The sequence below is a fragment of the Myxacorys chilensis genome (assembly GCF_059505265.1).
In genome coordinates, this window is record NZ_JCACKG010000214.1 from 23731 (window position 1) to 47839 (window position 24109).

A 24109-nucleotide genomic window follows, 5' to 3' on the forward strand; every position below is an offset into this window, starting at 1 on the left:
TAAACGTCGGGTTGTTAGCGCAGAAAAAACCACCTAGCTAGGGTTTAGCTCTAACTAAATTGTTCACACTTGATTGTTCACGCTTGATTGTTCACACTTGCGCAAAATTAATTGCATAGGCAACGAATTGCAGGTACCCGTGAAAGAGGCTTCGCCTGCAAATGAAACAGACGCATACAGCAACGCTTCCCAACAAGGAATGAAGATAAGACAGTTTAGAATTTTTGTACAACGAGGGATGCAATTGATTCTGAACGTTGCTAAGTGTGGGGATGAATCACCTATTGATTTGAATCTTGTTTACCCCTTAAATCTCTCAACTCTGGAAAAACTACATGAGTTCAAAACCCCTCAAAATTGGGGGTAAGAGGGCAAATTCATCCCGTAATTGTGCAACGCCGAATGCTACCTCTCTACTACAAGATAATCATTCTTTCGTTATGACCCCTGATAAGATCATCATTCTTTTAGTATTCATCCCTCATCCTTCACCTGCTGCATTGGCTCAATTTGCGTAGCAATAACTCCACGCACAACATTCGCCTGCTGCCGAGCTTCCTCGGCGCGTCGGAGAAATTGCGCTTCTGAATACATTCGTTTTTGCTCCTGCGCCTGTTTTGCCATGCGTACTGCTAAAGCTGCTTTTTCTTCAAGCGCCCGCACTGCCGACCAAAGCGATGCCTCAACCAAGTCGGTTTGTCCAGACAGCAAACTATCGCTCGAATAGGCGTGTCCGACATGACATCGATAACGAATGAGTCCATTGTCTCGCAGCTCCCACAGCACCCCGCCACAGTCAGGGCACGTCACCATTGAAGGTGAAGTTTCAGGATGCTCGCCCTGTTCTAACTTTGCCTTGCTTTGTGCCACGATTTCGGCTTCTTGTTCTAGGTTAGTAGACATTGGAGTGTCCTTTTCAACAGGATTTTGGCTCAAAACAACTAACTGAGCCGCTAAATCACTGAGCCGCAAGATAGCGTCAACCTTCACATTTTTGATTGCACTGGTCACCATTCCGTCAAACAAGGCTTCGTTGGGATCTTGCACGATCGCAACCCCACCGTGAGCTTTGATCAGTTTCAGCCCGGCTGTGCCGTCATCCAACATTCCCGACAAAATTACTCCAATCGTTCGCTGCCCATACGATTGCGCTGCCGATCGAAACATGACATCGACCGCCGGACGGTGCCCATTCTCTCGCGGGCCTCGATCGAGGCGAATGTGGCCATTGTCTAGCAATAAGTGATAGTCAGGCGGAGCAATATAAACTCGTCCTGGCTCGATGGGGTCGCCGTCGTTCGCGTGCAGGGCGGGCAACGTATGGCAACGGTTGAGAATTTGCGGTAACATACTCGTCGCATAGGACGGAAAATGCAACGTCACAAAAACGGCAGCAGGCAGATCAGCAGGAAGCGCTTTGACAAGTTGGCTCAGTGTTTCGACCCCACCCGCCGAAGCACCAACAACAATAATGTTGCGCTCAAGCATAAAATCCTTTAAGTTAGCAACCTGTCGATGATTGGTAATTCAATTAGTCGGTAATTCAATTTAGCAAGATCTAAGCGATCGCTCATCCTTCCTGAGATGTCTTCCTTTAAGAGAGCTGATTTTTCACTGGGATTCGGCACGGAAGCTCGACTCGGAAGGTTGTTCCCGCTCCGAGTTGACTTTCGACTGAAATTCCTCCTTGCATCAGTTCGACTAAAGCCTTGGTAATCGACAAGCCTAGCCCCGTACCGCCTTGAGATCGAGTATTGGTTTGATTCACTTGCCAAAATTCGCGAAAAATTTGAGACTGATCGGCAGTATCAATGCCAATTCCAGTGTCACCCACCACGATCGCAAAGCGTCCTTCAGGTAATTCTAAAACTTCTACAAAAACCCGTCCAACATCAGTGAATTTAATGGCGTTTGAAATCAAATTAATCACAATCTGACGCACCCGTAGGGGGTCATTTACGATCGCAATAGGAGCCGACGGTACGCAAAACTGCAACTGTATATGTTTTTGATCTGCCAAAGGCTGCAGTTCCTCAACGATCGCGCTTATCAATTCGCTTGCATCAACCGCTTGTAAGTTGAGCTCTAATCGGTTCGCTTGCAGTTTAGAGAAATCTAGAATGTCTTCGATTAGCATTAGCAGGTGCTGTCCATTTTTCAGCACCCGTTCTAGCATCGTGATCTCACGAACCTGACCCTGAGCGCGAAATTGACGCATCAGCAAATCAGAAAATCCTAGAATCGCATTCATCGGTGTGCGTAACTCATGCGTGACTGTTGCCATAAACTGCTGTCTAAGGCGATCGGCTTCGATCAGTTGCACGTTTTGTAACTTTGTTTGGTGCAGTTGTTCTTCGGCTTGCTTGCGCTCCGTGATGTCCCGAATCAGCCACCGCAGCCCAATGGTCTGCCCGTCATTGCGTACAGTTTCCACCGTAATGGCGGCTTCAAAGAACCTTTGCTCTCTGCTACGCAATTGCACTTCCCATTCTTGAATTCGTCTCAAGACCGGAAGGTGATTCAGAATCGCACGAAATGCTTGGCGATTTTCCTCAGGTACAAAGGTGAGGAGCGGTTTGCCGATGAGATGTTTGGAGCTAACCTTTAGCAGTTCTACGGCTGCCCGATTTGCCTCGCGCACGGTACCAAATTGATCGGTAACTAAATAGCCATCAGGGGCAAATTCAAATAGCTCTTGATAGCGTTGCCGCTCTGCCTCAATGATGTGCTGAGCCTCTAAAATGTTATTTTGCTGTTCACGAATTTCTTCTTGAGCAACTTGCAGTTCCTCTAGCGACACATGAAGTTCTTCTAAGCAGTCCACCAAAATTTGTGAGTGTTCTCCAGGCATTTTTTTGACTGCCTGATCGATGATTTTGGCGCGTTGGTGGACTGCCTGAATTTGCTGATCAAACAAGCCGCTTTCAACTTTCATTCTCATGTAAGTCTAGAATTTTATCAAAGTTTATCCGCTTCAGGCAGACGAATTTGGGGTTATTTTACTATCCTTCAATATGAACTTCCTTTCTGCATCTATGGTTGGGCAGAGAGCGGCATATTTCGATACTCATATTAGCGAACATTTATTAGCGAACATTGTGAAGATTCTTATCTGTTTAAATTCTGAAGAATTGGACTAAAACCCCAATCTTTACGTTTGCTGGTGTTTACTGATACAGCTTTAATTAAAAGTTCTTGATTCTTAGGACAGACCAGGAAATACCTCCGTAGTTGCTACCTTAGTTGATGCCTGGCTAAAACGCCTTTTGCAAAAATTTGTTTTTATTTCAGAACGATTCATGACACAAAACTATCTAACTCAGGACAGTTCTGAGAGTATCTATGGCTACAAAAATAAAACTCGTCAACTTCAAATTGTGAGAATCACAAATATTCCCAATTGGTATTATGAGCGGGTTGTGTTTCCTAGTCAGTATCTTTTGTTTCATGCCCCAACTGGAGCTAAGCTTGAAATCCACGACGGGAAACCAATTACCGCAGTTATGGAAGATACGATCGATTGCACTTCGCTAAAACTTCGCACGTTGAATCGCTGAATTTGGGTTGGTAGTGTTGGAGACTTGTTGATCCGCTTCATTGTCCAACCACGGCTCTATCACACTACCCCAATCCTCAATCTCTGATAATCAAATGATTATAGGAATCGAAATAAAGTTTGCCTTGCTGCTGAAGCTGTCCGAGTAGGCGGGTAATCGTTACTCGCGTCGTACAGCAAGCGCTGGCAAAATCTTGATGTGTGAGTTTCACCTTTAACCGAACTCCGGGCCTGTTCCCTGTAAAAGTGTCGTCAGATGCAGGAACCGCTTCGCCAAGCTCTTCTTTCAGCAAGCGCAACAACTGATTGAACCGCTCTTGCACGCGCAGATGTCCGTGCATCATCAAAAACTGTTCCGCGCGCTGTAGCCGTTGCATAATACGCGGGAGTAGCGCTTGAGTTAGTTCCACCGATTGAGCTATTTCTGCAACCGGAATCACAACTAGCTCCACATCTGAAAGCGCGATCGCTTGATAGACCGGTAGCGCCGTCAAACATGCTCCAAACACGTGTTCTTCGGCCACTAAGCCCACCACAATTTCTTCGCCGGATCGAGAGAGCGTGGTCAGCTTCACAATGCCTTGCTTCACTAGCCAAAGGGTCTGCGGCTCAACGGGGATCACTTCTCCTTTGCGGTAGCGATCGCAGGAGCGAAACTTCGACACATCCGAACTTGCCTGAGTTAACGCCGCAACCGATCGCTTACGACTGCTTAAATCTTGCACCTGCCACCGCAATAAAAGCGGTTCGTCTTGGTCGTTGCGAATCACATCGACGGTCAACCCTGCCTCAAACCAATCTTGCTGCCGCCGCTGCAACCGAACGCTTAACTGTGCCCGATTTCGCTGCCCATTGGCTGAGCCATCTTGCTGACTAATCTGAGTCAGAATGTTACGAAAGGCAGTGCGATCGTCGAGGGTAACGAGACTGACTAAAGGTTTTTCGATCAGATAAAGCATGTGGCGCTCGAACAGGGTTGCCGCTGCCCGATTCACTTCTTGAATCGCTCCAGAAAGTGTAGTAATAATTAGTGCGTCGGGAGCAAATTCAAACAAGCTTTGATAGCGAAATCGCGCGGCATTTGCTTCGTGTTGAACGACGGTAAGAGCTTCGTTTTGGCGGGTTAATTCTTCTACAGCAACCTGCAATTCTTCTGAAGCAAGCCCCAATTCTTTTAGCGCGATCGGCAGTACATCAGTTGTTACACTTTTCGATTGTGGCGACAACTGATGCAGTCCTAAAACCTGCCCATGAATGACTTGAATTTGCTTGTTCAATAAATCCATGTCGTACATGAGTTTGTCCCCTCGACTAGCTACTTAGAGTTAAGCATAGAAAAATACGCTCAACTCTGGTATTCACCCTAATAGAGATTTCTTGTATTACCTGACTTGAGATTAGTTGATGTGCAATAAAGTAAAGTAATCTTACAAAAATTAAATTTGTAATTATACAAGTTCTCCTTTCTCATCTTCGATCGCCATGCGTTTTGTCGAAAAGCCACCAAGAATAATTCCTCGAATCAATGACACTTCTTCATCCAAGCTCTTGGCATGATTCTCATATTTCAGGGCTGTCTTTTGCAAGTTGTGACCTTTCATTCGCCCTGCCATTTGGCGCGAAAATGTGACCTTTTCCTCCATCACCCGAATTGCTGACCAAAGCGCATTTTCTAAATTCTGCGTTTGCTCAGATAGGAAGGAATCGGCTGTAAATGAATGTCCCGTATGACAGCGAAACCGGAGCGGATCTTCGTCACCAATCTGCCAAATGCTCCCGTTACACTCAGGGCAGGTGTAGCTTGTCCGAGTTCCAATCGATTCAACGTTTTCCAGAAATTCCTGGGTGTTCAGTTGCTGTTCAGCAATTTTAGATTCAACTTCGATGTCTTTAGTCACTGGGTACGCTTCCTGCGGCTCTGCGGCTTCAGTAGATAAACGGACAAGGAGGGCTGGAATTTCGGCAAGCGGTAGGCAATGATCGACCTTAACAAATCGCAAGGCATTCTTCACCATGCTGGGGTATTCTGCTTCTTTCGGGTCTTGTACGATCGCAACTCCGCCCCGTTTCTTGATCGCTTGCAGTCCTACGGTGCCATCATCGAGAAAGCCGGTTAACACCGCTCCTACTACCCTAGAACCGTAAGCGCGGGCAGCAGAACGAAACAGCGCATCAATGGCGGGTCTAAATCGGTTTTCTTGAGGTCCGCGCACGACCCGTACATATCCTTGATTCACCAACAAATGATAATCGGGCGGCGCAACATAAATTCGCCCCGGTTGAAGCTTTTCTCCGTCCGTTGGGTGAGATACTGGCAGGGAACTTACCTCTGTCAGAATGTCGGGGATTATGCTCACTCGATTGGGATCGAGGTGTTGAACGATCAAGATAACAGCATCTATATCAGCAGGCAGAGCACTGACGATCACACCGAGTGCTTTGAGTCCGCCTGCTGAAGCTCCGATAACAATAATGTCGTGTCCAGGCATAAACTTCTTCTAATCCTTTCTGTGTTTGTACTTTACCTGTGTTTATAACGGTCTGTGTTTGTAACTGTAAGTTTTGTAAACGAGAATAGCACCCTCTAATCTGCATCTTCGGAATGATTAAGCGCAAATAAAACAATTAATTTGCCATTCAAATGCTTACCGAAATATGATTTTTATCAGCAAGATGTCATGCTAACTCTAACATCTACAAATCCTACAGAAGAACGTCCTGCGATCGCGCCTTGAGATAATCCCAAAACACAACTGAGATTCTCATCACAAAGGTTCTCAACTGCAAAACAAATCTATTTGCGAATCAGTAAATGCTTCTCCACGCTTTGACAGTTCCTTGACCGATTGCACTATCCACGACTTCGCCGTTATCTGCGATCGCTCTTAGTTGAACATCCTGGGGCGCATTCCTGAGCGCCGTTGCTAATTCTGGATTGATTGAAAACTGCCCATTTTTGTTCTGAAGCTGAAAAACGCGATCGCCCGCTTTGACAGATAGCCCGGTAATCTTTTGAACGCCGTTATTGGCAACGCAAATAGAATCGGGAAAGTCATCATAAAAATATCCAAATGGATAATATCCAAACCTTGAGGCATGTAACCGACGATGAAACGGGAATGAATGCCGAGCGAGTCCTCCGAAGTTACGCTCTGCGCTGATCGCACATTCTCGTCCACTGTAAGCCAATAGAACACGCACCGAGTCAGGCTTCCACAGACTAACGACCTTGACTTGACTATTGGTATTGCGGAACGATCGCGGAAAATAATTTTGATCGAAGACAGCGAGCGATTCTCCCTCAAACGGATCAATCACTCTCACAGGCTGCGACCACGGCACTCGCAGATTTGGCTGCAAGATCGACGATCGCACGATCGGCAGCCCCGATGTAGACGTTTGCGCAGCGAGTTTTCCAAGGTTGCGATCGGCGCTCAGCGCAGGGGAACTTAAGAGGCTGGTGGTTACAAGTGCAGCGATTCCTACAGAGTTACACAGGGCGCTAATTGTACCCGTCCGAATCCAAGACCTCGTCAAGCAAGTTAACATCGCTCTTTCACTCAATCAGCAGGATATAGTTTGATTCTAGCGATTGGTTTTGCGATCAGGGAGTAGGTATGGAACTTACGCAAATCATTACAGATGTTGCAGTGCAGCCGTAGGTCTTTACAAACAGAGTGCCTATGGTGAGGAATGTTGCTTCTGGAGTAAGGAATGTTGCTTCTGCAGTAAGGAGGGTTGCTTCCGGTGTAAGAAGGGTTGCTTTCGACGTAAGGAAGATTGCTTTCAACGTAAGGAAGGGTTGCTTCCGCCGTAACGAACCTTGCTTCTAGCGTAAGAAGGGTTGCTTCTGGTGTAAGAAGGGTTGCTTTCGACGTAAGAAAGATCGCTTTCGACGTAAGGAAGGGTTGCTTCCGCCGTAAGGAGAGTTGCTTCTGTCGTAAGGAAGATTGCTTCTGTAATTAAGTCTAGGTTCGTGTCGTTTAAGGTCAGTGTCTTGATGTAAGGTCAGTGTCTTGATGTCACCAGTACGTAAGTCTTGATATGGAGAAATTTAGGACGTGGGTTTTCTGGCTTGAATCCACGCTGTCTGACTGTTCCAAATCACCGTTTGATTGGTCAATCGAGTCAAGAAAATCCGCTGAATTTGGGCGAGTTCTGTGGGGGACAACACGCGAGCGAGGTGATCTGCATAGGTAAGTTGATCTGGGTTGGAGGTAAACCAACGATCAATTAACGACTCCGATAGATATACCTCGGTTTGGGTTTGTTCGGTTTGCAACTCGACCTCGAATCCTGCTTGCTCAAAATAAGAGTGCAAGTCTTGGGTCGTCCAATTCAGCTTGGGATCTACAGATTGGCTGTAAATTGCTTCCTCGGCTTGCTGCCAGAGAGCATACAGTTTCGCGTTTACCCAAGACGGATCAGCCAGTTGATACAATCGCTGGGCAACTCGTGGAACGGATTCTGCTAATACAATTCGCCCGTTTGCTGTCATCAGCGATGCGAGTGATGCGATCGCACCCGCTTTATCAACCTCAGCTTGAAGGGCATTTCGTCCAATGATGCGATCGAATGGGATGGACTGTGGCAAAGCTTGCACCAGAATCGGACGAGATAGTTCTGGCAAGGACTGCATTTGCTCACTCAATGCCGCAAAGTCTTTCTCACTTTGCACACGAGCATACACACCCCCTTCAGGAACTTGACGAATCGCTTCCCACACGAGCAAACCGCTACCTGCATTCAAATCAAGAATCACATGATGGCGCTGCGGCTGCGCGATCGTAAAGATGCGATCGCGAACCTTCCCCAGCGTTTCCCCCACTTGACCAAGTGAGCGAGCTATCCATCGATCTACACTCGAATTGGCAGGACTCACCGTGAGAGTTTCAGGCATCTCAATTCCGATTCCTTCAATCAATGCCGCAAGTTGCGCCTCGCGATCGCGCTGCACTTTGACTCGAATCGAGCCTTCAAATCCTTGATCTGACGGTTGATAAAACACTTGGCCTTGCAAATTGCTGGGTAAGTACTGCTGTGCGACCCAGTGTTCTCGATACGAGTGCGGATAGAGATAGCCTGCTCCATCTCCAAACCCTTGTCGATCGCGATTCGAGTCGCGCAGATGCAGCGGTACTTCTGCTTCGCGTTCTCGCTCCACAGCAGATAGCGCATCGAAAAAGCCCATTACACTGTTTGATTTGGGTGCAGTTGCAAGATACAGTGCTGCTTGCGCCAATGGATAGCGACCTTCTGGCATTCCCACCCGATCAAACGCGGCGGCACAGGCATTCACAACCACGATCGCATTCGGATCAGCGAGTCCCACATCTTCGCCCGCTAAAATCAACATGCGACGAAAGATGAATCGCGGATCTTCTCCGGCATACACCATCCGCGCTAACCAATACATCGCTGCATCTGGATCAGAACCACGCAAGCTTTTAATGAAGGCGCTAATCGTGTCAAAGTGGGCATCGCCTTCTTTGTCATACAGAACGGCGCGTTGCTGGATCGACTCTTCCGCGATCGTCATGGTGAGATGAATGACACCTTGATCGTTCGGTGGTGTCGTTTTGACAGCAAGTTCCAGCGCATTAAGAAGCGATCGTGCATCTCCATTCGCAACATTCACCAGATGATCAAGCGCGTCTGGATCAAGAGCAATATCTAAAGTTCCATAGCCACGAGTGCGATCGCGCAACGCTTGCTCAACCACTTGCTTCAGGTGATCGAACGTGAGTGGTTTGAGTTGGAAAATGCGCGATCGACTGACTAACGCTTTGTTGACTTCAAAGTAAGGATTCTCGGTCGTCGCTCCAATCAGAATAACGGTTCCATTTTCTACCCACGGCAGCAGCGCATCTTGTTGCGCTTTGTTAAATCGATGGACTTCATCGACAAAGAGAATCGTGCGCTGATTGGATTGTCGGTATCGTTCTTGAGCAGTCGCGATCGCATCTCGAATATCTTTGATGCCTGCAAGAACCGCATTGATCGCAATGAAATGAGCCTTCGTAGTGTTGGCAATAATTTGTGCGATCGTGGTTTTTCCAGTTCCTGGTGGGCCGGAAAAGATCAGCGAAGACAATTGATCCGCTTGAATGGCGCGGCGTAATAATCGTCCTTGACCGACGATCTCAGTTTGTCCAATAAATTCATCGATCGTTCTGGGCCGCATTCGAGCGGCAAGCGGGGCTTCTTCAGAAGCGCGGGAGCGAGGCAGGTCAAATAGATCCACGGGCTTAAGGAAGGCTGTCACAACGGAAAAATAAACTGTAGCACTGCAAGCTTTCTCCTTTGCTTACTTTAGAAGTAAGGATCGTGGATTGAATAACTCCAACACTTGCATAGCTCCGGGTTGCCCTCATCCCCTAACCCCTTCTCCCGCAGGAGAAGGAGAACCAGAGTCTTGCTCCCTCTCCTGCGGGAGAGGGTTGGGGTGAGGGTAAATCCGATTTTATTTAATCCATGATCCTAAGTTGACCCTACCTGAATTCAGCAAGCTGCCTCATTTGGAACTGTCTGAAATTAGAGAAGCCAGCGCAGCCCTTTCGTTTTATAGTAAATAGCTGAATCTTTAAGGGCTTCGATGACTAGGGACTGGGATAGCAAAAAAGCGAGAGAAAATCGGTTTGATGGCTGGTCTCTAGAGGGACGAGACCCCAGCGTCATTCAAGCCCTTCTGCCGTTGGGAGACTGGCTCTACCGCCACTATTTTCGGGTGACGAGCGATGGCTGGCAGCACTTACCCCCATCGGGAAAAATGTTGATTGTCGGATCTCACAATGGCGGCATGATTGCCCCAGACACCTTAATGTTTATGGTGGACTGGTTTCACCGCTTTGGTGCAGAGCGATTAGTGTATGGGCTAATGCACCCCAACGTCTGGATGGTTCCTGGGTATTCCAAGCTAACGGTGCAATTAGGAGCCATCCGAGCGCACCCTCACATGGCAGCGGCTGCTCTGCAAAAGGATGCAGCCGTCTTGGTCTACCCAGGCGGCGCTGAAGATTTATGGCGACCGTACCGCGATCGTCATCGCATTCACTTTGCAGGACGGAAAGGATTTATTAAACTCGCACTGCGAGAAGGAGTGCCCATTGTCCCGGCGATCTCCATCGGCGCTCACGAGACGCTGATCATTCTGGCGAATCTCTACCCGCAGTTACGACAACTGCACGAGTGGGGAATGCCGTGGCTGTTGGGGATTGATCCGATCGTCTTTCCCATTTACCTAGGATTGCCGTGGGGATTAGCAGTAGGTCCGTTGCCTAACATTCCATTGCCTGTGCAGATCCACACTCGGATATGTGCACCGATCGTGTTTGAGCGTTCCGGTCGGGCAGCCGCGAACGATCGGAACTATGTCGATGCCTGCTATGCGCAAGTCTGTATGCAGATGCAAGAGGAACTCGATCGGCTTGTGCAAGGGTTGGACGGTCTCGCTCCTAATGGTGGTGAGGCCGAGTCATTGCCTAACGAAGTCGTAGGAACGGGCCGCTCTACGGATGCTGTAGACGTGTAAAAACTGCGAAAGTTGTTCATCCGTCATCCAACTAGAAAAGCTTGATCTTGGTTCGGAAGGTAGGTGTTAGCTCTCTTTTTTCAAGGAGAGACTACGCTTGTGAGTACTCAAGGTACTTGGGTCAATTGATAGTTCTGCTGTACGTTCATACATTAAATAAATGTCGCAACTTGTGGTCGGCATTGCGACATTGAACTAACTAATAAGCCCTGAGCAATTGCCCAGGGCTTGTTTTGATAAATGCCAGCGTAATTGGGTCGCTAGCGGTTTTGAATGTTCTTTCATCATGAACCAATCACTTCTCTAGAGATAGCGGCAACTTACCCAATTCCTACCTATTTCATCTGGGTAGCTCCTGAAGGATGGCTCAAGCGATCGCAGAGCTGCGCGAGAAAGCCCCAATTTGAAGCGTTAGTTCAGAAGCTGGATCAATGCGCTCTGGGCAGTACGAGCGATAAGCCTAAGGGATCAGGGGAGAGGTTTTCATTCAGGAACAGCTATGCAGAGGTCGAGTAATTGCGATCGCAACTCAGTTAGCAGGTCTGATTCAAGTTGGGGCAGACTTCAGGAGATTTGCCGAGTCCCCCAATCTACAACCGAAATTGCGATCAGCAGCAAACCGATCAGCAAATTTTGCACGTTTAACGCAACGTACAACAAAACCCGAAGCCCCATTTCAGAACAATATGCAACATCGTACTGAAAACTTACAAACTTAACTTTTACACAGCCCAGTTGAACGAATGAACTACCCCTGAATTGATCGGGCTTTTAGATCCGCTCAAATGAAGTGCAATTAGTAGCGAAATACTGCCGCAACAGGTGCGTCATCCGGCACTTTTTCCGGTTCAACGGCGTACACCGTTCCACCATGAAAGATCGTTTGAATTGCTGCTGCATTTAGCAAATCTTCATCGCCAGGTTGAGCATCTTTGTGTATTTCAAGCTCCATCGAGTTCGGATCAAAATGTCCCCATTTTTGCACGCCGACCGGAACAAAAAGCTGCTCTACACGACCATAAAACGCGCCTTGAATTACTTCGTCCAAATTGTTTGATCCTTTGCCAGTGGCGATCGACTCATGATAGTAATCGATGGCTTTTTGCTGGTCTGCTTCAAACTGCGGCTCCACAATTGCCCAAGCTTCCGCATGGAGTTCTTGCAACGTTTGCTGCTTTGTGTTGTGCTGAATTCCTTCTTCCACGATGAAATTATAGGTATTTGCTTCGTGATAAATCGGCAGCAAATAGTTGACGCCGGCTAGAATAAGCGGCGCATGGCGATTGTGGAGAAAGTCGTGCAGCGCTTTGTCAACCAAGTGGAAATATTGCAGCAAATCTTCTTTGACGTTTTCGCGCTCGCCTCCCTGTCCGTGATACGAGCCGCCACTTTGTAACGCTGCACGACCTGCACCAGCGCCCTGTCGCCGCTGTTCATCCTTCGCCGTTTCGTCGTACTGCAACGCTTCATCCATGCTCTTCGGCAGGCCTTCGATTTCAATTTCACGAGTCATGCCGTAACGATTGCCTTCCAAAAGACGCACATCGCGCTGACCGAGCGTAAGAATATAGAAGCGGTCATCTCTGCTCAACAGCGGAATTAGCGGCTTGAGATGAAAGCGATCGCTCACGACCACCAATTCAATCATCTCAATCGGCACGCGATAGAAGCGGAAGAATCCTTCTGCGATGAACAAAGCTAAACCTGCGTTCTGATCCTGCCAAAATTCATCTTTATCCAAATCAGTTGCGGGCTGAAGAAATTGACCTACATCAGTCGGACGCGATTCGTAGTTTTCTATCTCCGCTTCTGCCTGTCGAATTAGATTCTTGAAGCGGACAGAGTTTTGCTGAGTTTCTGAACTAAGCTGCGCGGTCGGCATGTAGATCGACACACACAATCCTTGCTGCTGTTCAACGAGTTCTTTCAGTTCTTCAATCGAAAGGAAGCTCATATTATTAGGGTGAAATTATTAATTATTAGGGTGAAATTAAAGAGAGATGAGAACGATTTTTTACACAAAAATCGTAAAGAGTTTTCTAAGCCGAAGCTTCTGCCGAATGCTAGAAAAAGTCCGCTCGTTTAGAAACGGCTTCTAAATCTCTGTAACGACTAATGCCGAACAACCCACTTTATTGTCCTTTAACACGTAGTCGGTACTGAAGAGCTAACCCTCTCCCCTGACGTAGCAATCTCCAAAATCCAAATCCAATGTGCATTACTCCGAGGGACGCCACTTCCACCCCTCGTTTTGCACATCACTCCGAATTGATTCCCAAACCCCACTCAAGTTGAAGAAACCAGAACCAAAGGTTTCATGCTTGAGGATTATAGAAACCAAATGCGCTAGTCCTACTCATGATCGGGAGGCTTGTTTTCTGCCGTTGCTCAGTAAGCTCGCCAATCCAGCAAGCCCTAACACTCCTAACCATCCCCAATTGCCACCAGAACCCTGATTTGCGCTAGCACCAGCAGTCGAGGTGTTAGCACCAGTAGGAGCAGTCATGGTGTTAGCACCAGTAGGAGAAGTAGTTGGTGTACCCGTTATGCCGCTTGGGTTCGCTGTTCCTGCACCAGATACGCCACCTGTCCCACCTGGAGTAGTTGTTGTACCCGTTGTGCCGGTTGAACCTGTACCTGTTGTCCCAGTTGAGCCTGGAGCCGTTGTCCCATCTGAACCTGCTGTACCTGTGCCAGTTGTGCCTGTTGAACCTGTACCTGTTGTACCTGCCGTTCCAGTTGCATCTGTACCTGTACCTGTTGTGCCAGTAGTTCCGGTTGAACCTGTACCTGTTGTACCTGTTGTTCCAGTCGTTCCAGTTGCATCTGTACCTGTACCTGTCGTTCCGGTCGTTCCAGTTGAACCTGTACCTGTTGTTCCGGTCGTGCCAGTCGTTCCGGTTGAGCCAGGTGCGCTATTAGTGCCGCTTGTACTACCTTCTGTATTCGTTGTTCCACTCCCCGAACCAGTGGTGCCAGTGCTCCCACCCGACGAGGTACCTGAACCGCTGTTCTGAGCCAAAGCAGGTAATCCTAACGGTAATGTCGTGAGGCTGAGTGCTAATACACTTGCGGAAAAGATTTTGGGGAATTGCGATCGCGTCATAACTTCCTTTTGTTTAAAGTCGAATGCAGTACTACGAACGATGATGTAAAAATCTAGATGTAAAAACCTAACCCTGATTCCATCTATTCTGAATAATCCAGCGATTGCTGCCTCTACCTAGAGGGCTAGGGAAATTCAGGCATTCTATCTGCACCCGCTCAACAGACTCATTAAGTCCGTCTTTAAGGCGGTAGTCGGTAGGCTTGCGCCAAAATTGTTAAGATGCATAAAGCACGAGTTTAAAGGGCGATCGCCATGCTGATGGAAGAACGGACAACTCAACCTGATGCACTCCCCGCTGGAGGAACTGATCCGAATCGGTTTGATTGGAAAGAAGCTTGGTATCCCGTTTATTACGTCCAAGATTTAGACAAAGCGAAGTTAACCAAGTTTACGCTGCTTGATCAGGATCTCGTTATTTGGTGGGACAAACAAGCGGCGTGCTGGCGAGCGTTTAGTGATCAATGCCCGCATCGATTGGCACCACTGTCTGAAGGTAGGATTGCAGCAGATGGATTGCTTGAGTGCCCGTACCACGGTTGGGCGTTTAAGGGAGATGGCGCGTGCGATCGTATTCCACAGCAACGTCCTGATCAGGCGGCGCATGAATCTGACCGCGCTTGTGTGGCGGCTTTTCCCACGGCTGAACGTCAAGGATTGCTGTTCATTTATGCGGGGACACCAGAGAATGCCGAGCGCGTCAAAATTCCGCTGATTGAACCGATGGAAGAATCGCCAGAGGGCTGGATTTGTTTAAACACGTTTCGAGACTTGCCCTACGATGCACTGACGCTGTTAGAAAATGTCTTAGATTCGAGCCATGTGTCATTTACCCACCATCGATCCGTAGGCAATCGGTCGAATGCGGCTCCGGCGGAATTAGAAGTGTTGGAATCTGGTAAACAAGGCTTTCAGGGGATTTGGGCAGAGGGTCCACGTAAAGGAACCCTAGGGCAACAGCACACCACTTTTGTTGCACCATCGCTCATGTGGCACGATCTGACCTCGAAACAGTTCGGTCGGACGCTCACCGTTGTGTATGCAACGCCGATTCGCAAAGGGGAGTGTCGCGTGTTTGCGCGGTTCCCGTTCAAGTTTTCCTCGAAATTGCCTGGTTTTCTCATTACACTGACGCCGCGCTGGTACTCCCACATTGGCAATAACAACGTTCTGGAAGACGATCAAATTTTCTTGCATCATCAGGAACGGTATTTAGCCGCAAAGGGCGGAAGCGCTAATTTTGCGAAAGCGTTCTATCTGCCGACGCGGGCAGATGCGTTCGTATCAACATTGCGGCAGTGGGTCAACGAGTTTGGGGCAGATCCTTTTGTGGGTCAAGCGTTGCCGCCTGCTCAATCAGCAGAAGCGTTGCTTGATCGCTACCATTCCCATACGGTTCATTGTGCAAGCTGTCGCAGCGCATTGACAAATATTCAGAGGATTCGGTTCACATTTGTGATCGTGAGTCTGATCGCTGCGACATTGCTTCCGGTGTTTGTACCATCGGTTGTTTCAGCAATCGTGGCATTGAGTGCGATCGCGCTGTGGTTTGGCTTAGGCAAGCTAGAACGCCAGTTTTATGAAGGCCGATCCGTGCCACTCCGGAATTTGCCAGAGAAAAAACAAGCTGGCTGAGTGCTGCGATCGCATCCTAAAATAGTCCTAATTGCTTGGAAGTGTAGTTAGACTGATGTTGACTCATTCGCGCTACACTTCACATTGCTTAATTTGCGTATCCTCATTCTGCTAACAGATGCTGGACACATCTTCAGCATCAAAAATGACTACTCATTTTTAGGCGTTTCTTCGTCTTCTGAGAAACCTGGCTCTTTCACTTTGACATCCTCACCTTGTACCTGTTTGAAGAAAAGTTTTGTGCTCTCAGGTAGAGGCTCATCTAAATTCAGCTTTTCTTTGACAGTTTCAGCCGTATCTTTGACAGACTCAACCAAGCCACCGCTTGACGCTCTAGTTCCCTCTGCTTGAGCCTTGCTCTGGTTAGCTGAGGTTATAGGTGCCGCTTGTGCTGGTAATGAGTCGCTAAATTGCCCTACAGCAAAACTGACAAGAAAGGTTAGTCCAATTAGAGAAGCCATCAAAAATTGACGTAGCCGTAGCCTTTGCAAATAAGCGATAACTTTGTTCATATAGATAGAATCCTCAAATTCGTTGGTCATCAGTTTTGATCGTTTACTAACAGCAAACATCGCTCTGACGGTATAAAGCGAATGCTAAAAGTGGAGAGTTGCTTACTTATTAGTTTAGTCGCAGGAAATTAGTCAAACGAAAAACTAAAGGGGCCGAGCGAGATAGTAGCAGACTTTGCCGTGTCTTTAATCGTCTCTTGAATCCGAGGCAGATCGACAAACCGAACTGCAACTGGTGAACTAAAGTTGATCTCACCTAAGCGTTGGTTCGGTTCGGCTGTGATGCTTAACAAGCGCAATGTATAAGCATCGTCTCGGTTAAACGGTTGCAAGATTAAGTCAGCTTTAGGTTTAGGCTCGGTAAAAGTGAACGGATCAATTTGTTTAACGAGATGGTGGCGACCGGGCGACTGTACTTCGAGATGAATGACAACATCCTTGGAAGACAGGGTGATTCCTAACTCAAATTGATCAAAATCCTGCTTGGATTGATTTTTCACTTGCACTTGCGCAATTTGCAAGTTGCTGTAGCTGTAAGTCTTGTGACCATCAGAAATTTCAATCTGCGATCGCAGATCAGCTACGCCAGAAAGGTCTTCAAATAACGGATCAGTGTCAACCCGACAACCAATTTTCGGTTTGAGATTTAGATAAGCAGAAATCGCAGCGTATATTGAGACACCAATGGCACTTCCGCCAATGAAGATGATCGCTGCAAATAGTAGTGTGTACCAGGAAATAGAACTCATTTGAGAAAAGCAGCCTGTTCGGACATGCCTGAGTTTGGTTAATAGGTTTGTCTTAATGATCGCGCATCAGTTAGAAAACCGTTCATCTGTCTCCTGGTATGACAAGGGACAGCGGGCTACGTCGCCTAAACGTCAAAAATTATCCCATCTCCCATATCACTGAGTTCTGAAAACGTGAAGTTTCTATCAGCTTGAGGCATTTTTAGCAGAAATTTGCGCAAATCTAAGCAAATTCAGTTGACTTGTTTTTGCAACACAACCGTTTAGACTATTAAAAGCCCTTAGACGCATAGGATGCACCATGCCGACCTATCGATCGAAAACTTCTACCCAGGGACGCAATATGGCGGGTGCCCGTGCCCTCTGGCGTGCCACCGGAATGCACACCGAGGATTTTGAGAAGCCCATCATTGCGGTCGCCAACTCCTTTACGCAATTTGTGCCCGGTCACGTTCACCTCAAGGATTTGGGGCAATTGGTGTGCCGTGAGATTGAAGTCGCTGGTGGGGTCGCCAAAGAATTCAATACGATCGCGGTGGACGATGGCATTGCGATGGGTCATGACGGGATGCTCTACAGTCTGCCCTCGCGCGAAATCATCGCTGATTCGGTCGAGTACATGGTCAACGCCCATTGTGCCGATGCCCTAGTCTGCATTTCCAACTGTGACAAGATCACCCCCGGTATGTTGATGGCAGCCCTGCGTCTTAACATTCCCGCCGTATTCGTCTCCGGTGGCCCCATGGAAGCGGGCAAGACTAAGCTCGCGGATCACAAACTGGACTTGGTGGACGCTATGGTGGTTGCCGTCAGCGACAGTGTTAGCGACGAGGTGGTTGAAGAGTATGAGCGTTCCGCCTGCCCGACCTGTGGCTCTTGCTCTGGCATGTTCACCGCCAACTCTATGAACTGTCTCACCGAGGCGATCGGTCTTTCCTTGCCTGGTAATGGCACTGTACTGGCGACCCATTTTGATCGCAAGGATCTGTTCCTCGACGCTGCCCGAACCATTGTCAGGATTACCCGTCGTTATTATGAGCAGGACGATGAATCGGTGCTGCCGCGCTCGATCGCTAGTTTCAAAGCGTTTGAAAATGCAATGGCTCTTGATATTGCAATGGGCGGATCGACCAACACCATTCTGCACTTGCTAGCTGCCGTCCATGAAGCCGGGGTCGATTTCACCTTGAGCGACATCGATCGCCTCTCACGTCAGGTTCCCCAACTCTGCAAGGTGGCACCGAACACACCCAACTATCACGTTGAGGATGTTCACCGCGCCGGTGGTATCCCTAGCATTCTCGGTGAGCTGGATCGGGCTGGGCTGCTCCACACGGACGTACCGACGGTTCATAGTCAGACGATGAAAGAAGCACTCGATCGCTGGGATGTCGTGCGTACCGATGACGAAGCCGTCCACACCTTCTTTAAGGCTGGCCCTGCGGGAATTCCAACGCAGCAAGCGTTTAGTCAATCGACCCGCTGGCCCTCCCTCGACCTAGATCGTGAGAATGGCTGTATCCGCAACAGCGAACACGCCTACAGTACTGAGGGCGGACTGGCTGTGCTCTACGGCAATTTGGCGGAGCGCGGTTGTATTGTGAAGACGGCAGGCGTAGACGAAAGCATTCATGTGTTTGAAGGTCGGGCGCGCATTTATGAAAGTCAGGATGCTGCTGTCAACGGCATTCTCAGAGATGAAGTGGAACCAGGCGATGTCGTGATCATTCGCTATGAAGGTCCGCGCGGTGGACCTGGTATGCAGGAAATGCTCTATCCGACCAGTTACTTGAAATCTAAGGGTCTGGGTAAGGGTTGTGCTTTATTAACCGACGGTCGCTTCTCAGGCGGAACGTCGGGACTTTCGATTGGTCATGCTTCTCCGGAAGCGGCAGCGGGCGGCAATATTGCTCTGGTTTGCAACGGCGATCGCATCCAAATCAACATCCCCGATCGCAGTATCAATGTGGATTTATCGGCGGAGGAATTAGCCAACCGCCGCGTGGCAATGGAAGCGAAGGGCAAGGATGCCTGGAAGCCTGAGCAGCCTCGGAAACGTCGGGTCACAGCGGCGCTCAAGGCGTATGCCCTGTTAGCGACTAGCGCAGATCAAGGTGCGGTACGAAACCTGGAATTGCTTGAGTAGAAAAAACCGCTCCCTCAATGTACAGTGACTTTGTATTTGTCGTGGAGACACATGAGTGTCGTTAAAGAAACAAAGCTAGGTCTAGCTTTGCTTCTTTTCGCCTAGAGACAGCTAAGCAATCTTGATGACCTGATGCTAGGCCGCTGGGCAAACTTTCCCTGCAATTGTGCGGCAGAGAGAGTTTGCTGAGCAACGCGAATGTGTCTCGATGCCATTTAATTTGGCACTGTACACAAAACCTAGCTTCAAACCAGTTGAAACAACAGTCAGTTGAAACAATGGATTGTCAAAGAGATGTTGTTGTGTCTTTTATCAACACTCATTCACATCTCCAGCATTTTGCAGAGACCACCCAGATTTCTACACCTTTTCAATAGATGGTGTGAATATAGGAAATGGAATGTCTCGGTCACCTTCAAAGTGATGCTCCTCAGTTTCTTCTAATCGCTGTAGCTGAGCATCATAGAACGCAGCCCATAAATTACAGTATTGATCCCCCAAATTCGTAATTTCAGCATATCGATCAGGAGTGATGGCCTGCATCAGCACATACCAAAGCCCCAGTTCATGGAAATCATCACAGCCGACTGTTTCTTGCTCATAGGTGAACCCATGACATTTGTAGAAGCCAGTGTCAACCGTTAACCCAACAAGACGTGCATTGTCTCGCAAACTCATAGTAAACGCGACAGCAGCTTCTGCGATCGCTAAAAGTGCAACGATCGAAGTCAAGTCATGGTAAACACTTTCTAGCGCCTGTCGCAATACTCGTGCTGCTTGGCTGGGAGCATAGTTCTCTCGCTCGGTTGAACTAATCTCAAGTTCGTCCAGCACCTGTTCAAATAACAGATAATGGGCGTGATTGGGATTACCTTGATAACTTCCTCCTTGAGAACCAGGCTGGAATCCATACTCATCAAATAGGTTCAGACCCAGAATAAACCGAGCATACAGTTTACTTCCTCGCATGAGCCGGGGTTCCAATTGGTGGGCTTGCAGTTGAGCGGCGAGTAACGTATCTGTAAAAATCTCAACGATGGCATGGCGATATTCTAAATGAACAACTTTGAGTTGCTCGCAGTTGAACCGTCCCTGCTGGAGTGCGCTTAGCAACGGATGGGTTAACAATGGATGCGTCTTTAAGCGCTCCCTTAATCCAGACACAAATTGCTCATTTTCTGCCCACAGTGTTGGGGGAACAGACTGTTGTATCGCAGCTTGTGCCACCTGATAAGGATTCTCGAAGTGGGATAATTCGGCTGTAGCGTTAGACACCATCATTCTCTCTCCTCGTATCGTCTAAATGTGAACATACGGATACACCGGGCATTACTGCACGTTGATGAATGGAGCGTTAACCGAAATAAGACTTGCAGGGGTAAACGGGTGCTACGAAATATAGTCCTTCGTGCCTCGAATGTTGGAACTACTAACTGATCGACTCAGCTTTAAGCTACCTATTAAGCACCTCGGTATTTACCGTACAGTCATTAAGACATAGGAATGACAAAAGTGCGTATTTTCCTCTTTTATTTATAATTTCTTAACATTTACTCAAGCTTTGCGGGGCACACAACGGATATCTCTTTGGAAGTTTCGATCGCATAATTTCGATAGCACATTGGAAGCAAAGAAAAGAGTCGCGCTCTATACATGTGAGCCGTTTTGCCAAGGGCAAATGTTCAGCTTCATGCATGTCAGGGAAAGATGAAAAAGAGCAAAAGGCTGTGGGAAAGGTGCTAATCACTGTTCAACACAACCACTGTTCAACCCGGCATTTGATTCGTACTTCTCATTTGTTCCCAATTGTTTATGCAGCACCTAAGTGAACCTAATTCGCATGGGCAATTACCCAGAAACTTGACATCGCTGGAGACCTTTGGCTTTGGACTCTCAGGGCATTTGTCTTGGATTAATACCGCTCCTCTCATGCACATGGCACTCGGACCACAAGCCATTTTTGTTTGGCTACCGGCTGTGATCATTGGCATGATGCTGAATTTTCAGGTTAAACAGTTGGGAACGCTGTGGTCAGATGTTTCTGGTGGAACGCCCAATTACACAACGCGGCTCTTGCAGCAACATCCAAACGTTGGACGGTATGCCGCGATCGCGTATTACTTCAGTTGGGCGCTCGTGCCTGCACTAAACGCGATCAATCTGACTGATTTAATCAAAGCAAATCTGTCTCCATTAGGGATTCCTTGTCCTGAGTTAGCCCTCAAAATTGGGTTCACAATTGTTCCATTTATTGTGGCGTTTAGCGGTACACGAACACTCGGAATTCTACACGCATTCTTTGTCCTGCCAGCCATTGGGCTGCTGCTGTTGTTTTGTATGCAAGGGCTGGGATGGTTAGCGATCGCGCCTACAAGCCCCGGTTTAGCTCCCACAAGCTGGTCTCACTTTAGTTTTGTGGAATGGGCAAAGTGGTTTTTCTTTGCTGTTTATGGCACTTATGCTTGCGAAACAGGCTCCTCCTTTGTAGCAGATAGCAAGAAACCGACGGAAACACTGCGATTTATCGCCTTCTCTGCTTGGTTAATTCCCATCATCTACTTGGGCGGGTCGTGGGTTCTCATGCAGATAGGCAACACATCAACAGATACGATATTTGCACATCTACTGAGCGCCTCTCAGCCATTTTGGGGTACTGGTGCATCCTTGTTCGTCACGCTGTTGCTAACCTCTAGTTGCTTACTCATTAGCGCTACTGCTGTCGCCAGTGCACCCCGAGTTCTGTACCAGCTTGCCGTCGATAAACAGCTTTCTCCTGTATTTTCCACGGTTTCACGTGACGGAGTGCTAGCACCAAATTTAATCTTTACCCTTGCAATTAGTATTCTGTTTCTTGAATGGGGGGATATTTCTCGGATTGTGGTGGTTGGCAGTACTGCCTACATGATGCCAATGATGGCAATGCACTGGGGACTGTGGTTACATCGGGATAACCCAGAAGCACGCTGGTCCCGCTGGTCGCTCGGTTTCCTATGCGTCGAAGTCGTAGTTCTGCTGGTGGGTGGGCTTGCTTGGAGTTGGGAAGATGTATTAATTGGTCTATTCGCTGCTGTTGCGATCTTGGGGGTTGATGCTGTAATTCGGCGCATTCCATTTGCGCTCTTTCAGCCCGAATGGTGGACACATCCTCGTTTAACTAGAGCGATCGATGGAAAGTTCAAGGATTTTGTGAGTGTACAAGTCATTGTTCTGATTGTGCTGGTTTGCAGCGCCACGACAATCGGTTGGATGTTGAGCAAACTGGGCAGGGGTGCTGCTGGGCTGAGTAATAACTTGTTGGTAACAGTGTTGATGATGATCGCCTTTGTCGCGATCGCCATTGCCTGCTGGACGAGTTTGCCGCAAGTAGCCGCGATCGCTCAAGCGCGTGAACGTGCTGAAAATTTATTCAGCACCGCTCTAGATACGGTTCCAGACACCATTTTGGTGTTGAATGAAGTTGGCGCAATTGTTCAGGCAAATTCTGCTGCCGTATCGCTTCTGCAAACAACTCCGCAGCATCTGATTGAGCAATCTCTGAGCGACTTTTTCCCGTCACTTGATTGTTCAATAGAGGATTGGAGCGATCGAAGTGAGCAAACCTTGATACACAGCAATCAAAGCGATCGCATTATCGAACTGACTCTTTCACAACGCTGTAAACGCAATTTCGAGAACTACATCGTGATTCTGCGCGATGTCACCGAGCAAAAACAAGCCGACACGGCTTTGCGCCAATCCGAGGCACTACTGCGTCAGAAAAAACAGGATTTAGAGCAAGCATTGTCTGAGTTGCAACAAACACAGTCTCAGTTAATTCAGACTGAGAAGATGTCTAGCTTGGGACAACTAGTTGCTGGGGTTGCCCATGAAATCAATAACCCAGTTAACTTTATTCATGGCAACCTCACTTATGTGAGTGAGTATAGCCAAAATCTTCTCAAGTTAATTACCCTGTTTCAAGCCTCCTACCCCACTGTCACGCCCTCAATTCAACAGTTGAGCGATGAGATTGACCTTGATTTTATCGCTGAAGATTTGCCTAAAACGTTAACTTCGATGAAAGGAGGAGCCGATCGGATCCGCGAAATTGTGCTCACCCTCCGCAATTTCTCGCGTTTGGATGAAGCCGGAATGAAATCTGTCAACATTCACGACGGTATTGATAGCACCCTGCTGATTCTACAAAATCGGCTGAAAGCAACATCTAATCAGTCCGCAATTCAAATCATTAAGCAGTACGATGATCTCCCTGAAGTAGAATGCTACGCGGGACAACTCAACCAAGTGTTTATGAATTTGATCAGCAATGCGATCGATGCTTTGCAGCAACGCGATAAGCATCGATCGCCCCAAACGCTGAAAGAACACTCAAGTATCATTACGATCTCAACTCAGAGATTGGGTGATGAGGAAGTTGCCATTTGTATTAAGGATAATGGTCCTGGCATTCCTGAGACGATTCAGAGAAAACTGTTTGACCCATTCTTTACAACAAAGCCAGTGGGTCAAGGGACAGGGCTAGGATTATCGATTAGCTACCAAATTGTAGTGGACAAGCATGGTGGCACAATCAATTGTTGTTCGTTACCTGGACAAGGTGCTGAATTTTGGATTCGGATTCCAGTCACGCAAACCCTCAAAAATCGTTGTGTTCAACTCATTGCATAGGAAACCTATTGGAAGATTGTCAACCTTGTAGTTCTAAATTCTGGTGTCTATAGCGCTACCGCTTGGATGGAATTTTTTTGTGTAGAAGCTCCGATACGCGCGACTTCTACACAAAAAGTTTGTCCTAATGCACATCTCATAGTGCTATACGATGAGTCAGATCAGTTCAGATTTCCGGTAAGGCAATAGGGAAACGTCAGTGGAGG

At 48.0% G+C, this 24109-nt stretch carries 16 protein-coding genes; 5 read left to right on the forward strand and 11 right to left on the reverse strand.

Annotation, left to right across the window (positions count from 1 at the left end):
- Positions 1 to 474: 474 nt before the first annotated feature.
- Positions 475 to 1488 (reverse strand): chemotaxis protein CheB, encoded by a 1014-nt coding sequence (locus tag AC5JLB_RS21485; protein WP_495875864.1) that lies wholly within the window; start codon positions 1486 to 1488, stop codon positions 475 to 477.
- Positions 1489 to 1594: 106 nt separating this feature from the next.
- Positions 1595 to 2935 carry a PAS domain-containing sensor histidine kinase gene (locus AC5JLB_RS21490; protein WP_495875865.1) on the reverse strand — a complete coding sequence of 447 codons (1341 nt, stop codon included), beginning with the start codon at positions 2933 to 2935 and terminating at the stop codon, positions 1595 to 1597.
- A gap of 364 nt (positions 2936 to 3299) precedes the next feature.
- Between AC5JLB_RS21490 and AC5JLB_RS21495 the strand changes: the two genes are divergently transcribed.
- On the forward strand, positions 3300 to 3557 hold the full coding sequence (locus AC5JLB_RS21495; protein ID WP_495875866.1) for a DUF1830 domain-containing protein: 258 nt from the start codon (positions 3300 to 3302) through the stop codon (positions 3555 to 3557).
- A 76-nt stretch (positions 3558 to 3633) separates the two neighbouring features.
- Here the strand turns inward: AC5JLB_RS21495 and AC5JLB_RS21500 are convergent, their stop codons facing one another.
- The 4 genes from AC5JLB_RS21500 to AC5JLB_RS21515 form a co-directional block, all read right to left on the reverse strand.
- Complete coding sequence (locus AC5JLB_RS21500; RefSeq protein ID WP_495875867.1) at positions 3634 to 4851, reverse strand: Crp/Fnr family transcriptional regulator; 1218 nt, start codon at positions 4849 to 4851, stop codon at positions 3634 to 3636.
- A 153-nt stretch (positions 4852 to 5004) separates the two neighbouring features.
- A complete protein-coding gene (locus AC5JLB_RS21505) occupies positions 5005 to 6045 on the reverse strand; it encodes a chemotaxis protein CheB (protein WP_495875868.1) in 1041 nt (346 codons plus the stop codon).
- Between the two features lie 316 nt (positions 6046 to 6361).
- Positions 6362 to 7105 carry a hypothetical protein gene (locus AC5JLB_RS21510; RefSeq protein ID WP_495875869.1) on the reverse strand — a complete coding sequence of 248 codons (744 nt, stop codon included), beginning with the start codon at positions 7103 to 7105 and terminating at the stop codon, positions 6362 to 6364.
- A 505-nt stretch (positions 7106 to 7610) separates the two neighbouring features.
- Entirely contained in the window at positions 7611 to 9821 is a 2211-nt protein-coding gene (locus tag AC5JLB_RS21515) for an AAA family ATPase (protein WP_495875870.1), read from the reverse strand.
- Positions 9822 to 10151: 330 nt separating this feature from the next.
- On the opposite strand from AC5JLB_RS21515, the gene AC5JLB_RS21520 reads away from it, so the two are divergent.
- Positions 10152 to 11087 (forward strand): lysophospholipid acyltransferase family protein, encoded by a 936-nt coding sequence (locus AC5JLB_RS21520; RefSeq protein WP_495875871.1) that lies wholly within the window; start codon positions 10152 to 10154, stop codon positions 11085 to 11087.
- 796 nt (positions 11088 to 11883) lie between these two features.
- Here the strand turns inward: AC5JLB_RS21520 and AC5JLB_RS21525 are convergent.
- Entirely contained in the window at positions 11884 to 13041 is a 1158-nt protein-coding gene (locus AC5JLB_RS21525; protein WP_495875872.1) for a baeRF3 domain-containing protein, read from the reverse strand.
- Between the two features lie 402 nt (positions 13042 to 13443).
- On the reverse strand, positions 13444 to 14193 hold the full coding sequence (locus tag AC5JLB_RS21530; protein ID WP_495875873.1) for a hypothetical protein: 750 nt from the start codon (positions 14191 to 14193) through the stop codon (positions 13444 to 13446).
- A gap of 255 nt (positions 14194 to 14448) precedes the next feature.
- Here AC5JLB_RS21530 and AC5JLB_RS21535 point away from each other — a divergent pair, with 255 nt between their 5' ends.
- Positions 14449 to 15828, forward strand: a complete 1380-nt coding sequence (locus AC5JLB_RS21535; protein ID WP_495875874.1) for an aromatic ring-hydroxylating dioxygenase subunit alpha — start codon at positions 14449 to 14451, stop codon at positions 15826 to 15828.
- A 149-nt stretch (positions 15829 to 15977) separates the two neighbouring features.
- Here AC5JLB_RS21535 and AC5JLB_RS21540 read toward each other — a convergent pair whose 3' ends face one another.
- Both AC5JLB_RS21540 and AC5JLB_RS21545 read right to left on the reverse strand, forming a co-directional pair.
- Positions 15978 to 16370 carry a hypothetical protein gene (locus AC5JLB_RS21540; protein WP_495875875.1) on the reverse strand — a complete coding sequence of 131 codons (393 nt, stop codon included), beginning with the start codon at positions 16368 to 16370 and terminating at the stop codon, positions 15978 to 15980.
- 98 nt (positions 16371 to 16468) lie between these two features.
- Positions 16469 to 17089 (reverse strand): hypothetical protein, encoded by a 621-nt coding sequence (locus tag AC5JLB_RS21545; RefSeq protein WP_495875876.1) that lies wholly within the window; start codon positions 17087 to 17089, stop codon positions 16469 to 16471.
- Between the two features lie 301 nt (positions 17090 to 17390).
- On the opposite strand from AC5JLB_RS21545, the gene ilvD reads away from it, so the two are divergent.
- Positions 17391 to 19235, forward strand: a complete 1845-nt coding sequence (ilvD, locus tag AC5JLB_RS21550; protein ID WP_495875877.1) for a dihydroxy-acid dehydratase — start codon at positions 17391 to 17393, stop codon at positions 19233 to 19235.
- Positions 19236 to 19595: 360 nt separating this feature from the next.
- On the opposite strand, the gene AC5JLB_RS21555 is transcribed toward ilvD, so the two are convergent.
- Complete coding sequence (locus tag AC5JLB_RS21555) at positions 19596 to 20516, reverse strand: hypothetical protein (protein ID WP_495875878.1); 921 nt, start codon at positions 20514 to 20516, stop codon at positions 19596 to 19598.
- 531 nt (positions 20517 to 21047) lie between these two features.
- On the opposite strand from AC5JLB_RS21555, the gene AC5JLB_RS21560 reads away from it, so the two are divergent.
- Entirely contained in the window at positions 21048 to 23903 is a 2856-nt protein-coding gene (locus AC5JLB_RS21560) for an ATP-binding protein (RefSeq protein WP_495875879.1), read from the forward strand.
- Positions 23904 to 24109 lie beyond the last annotated feature (206 nt).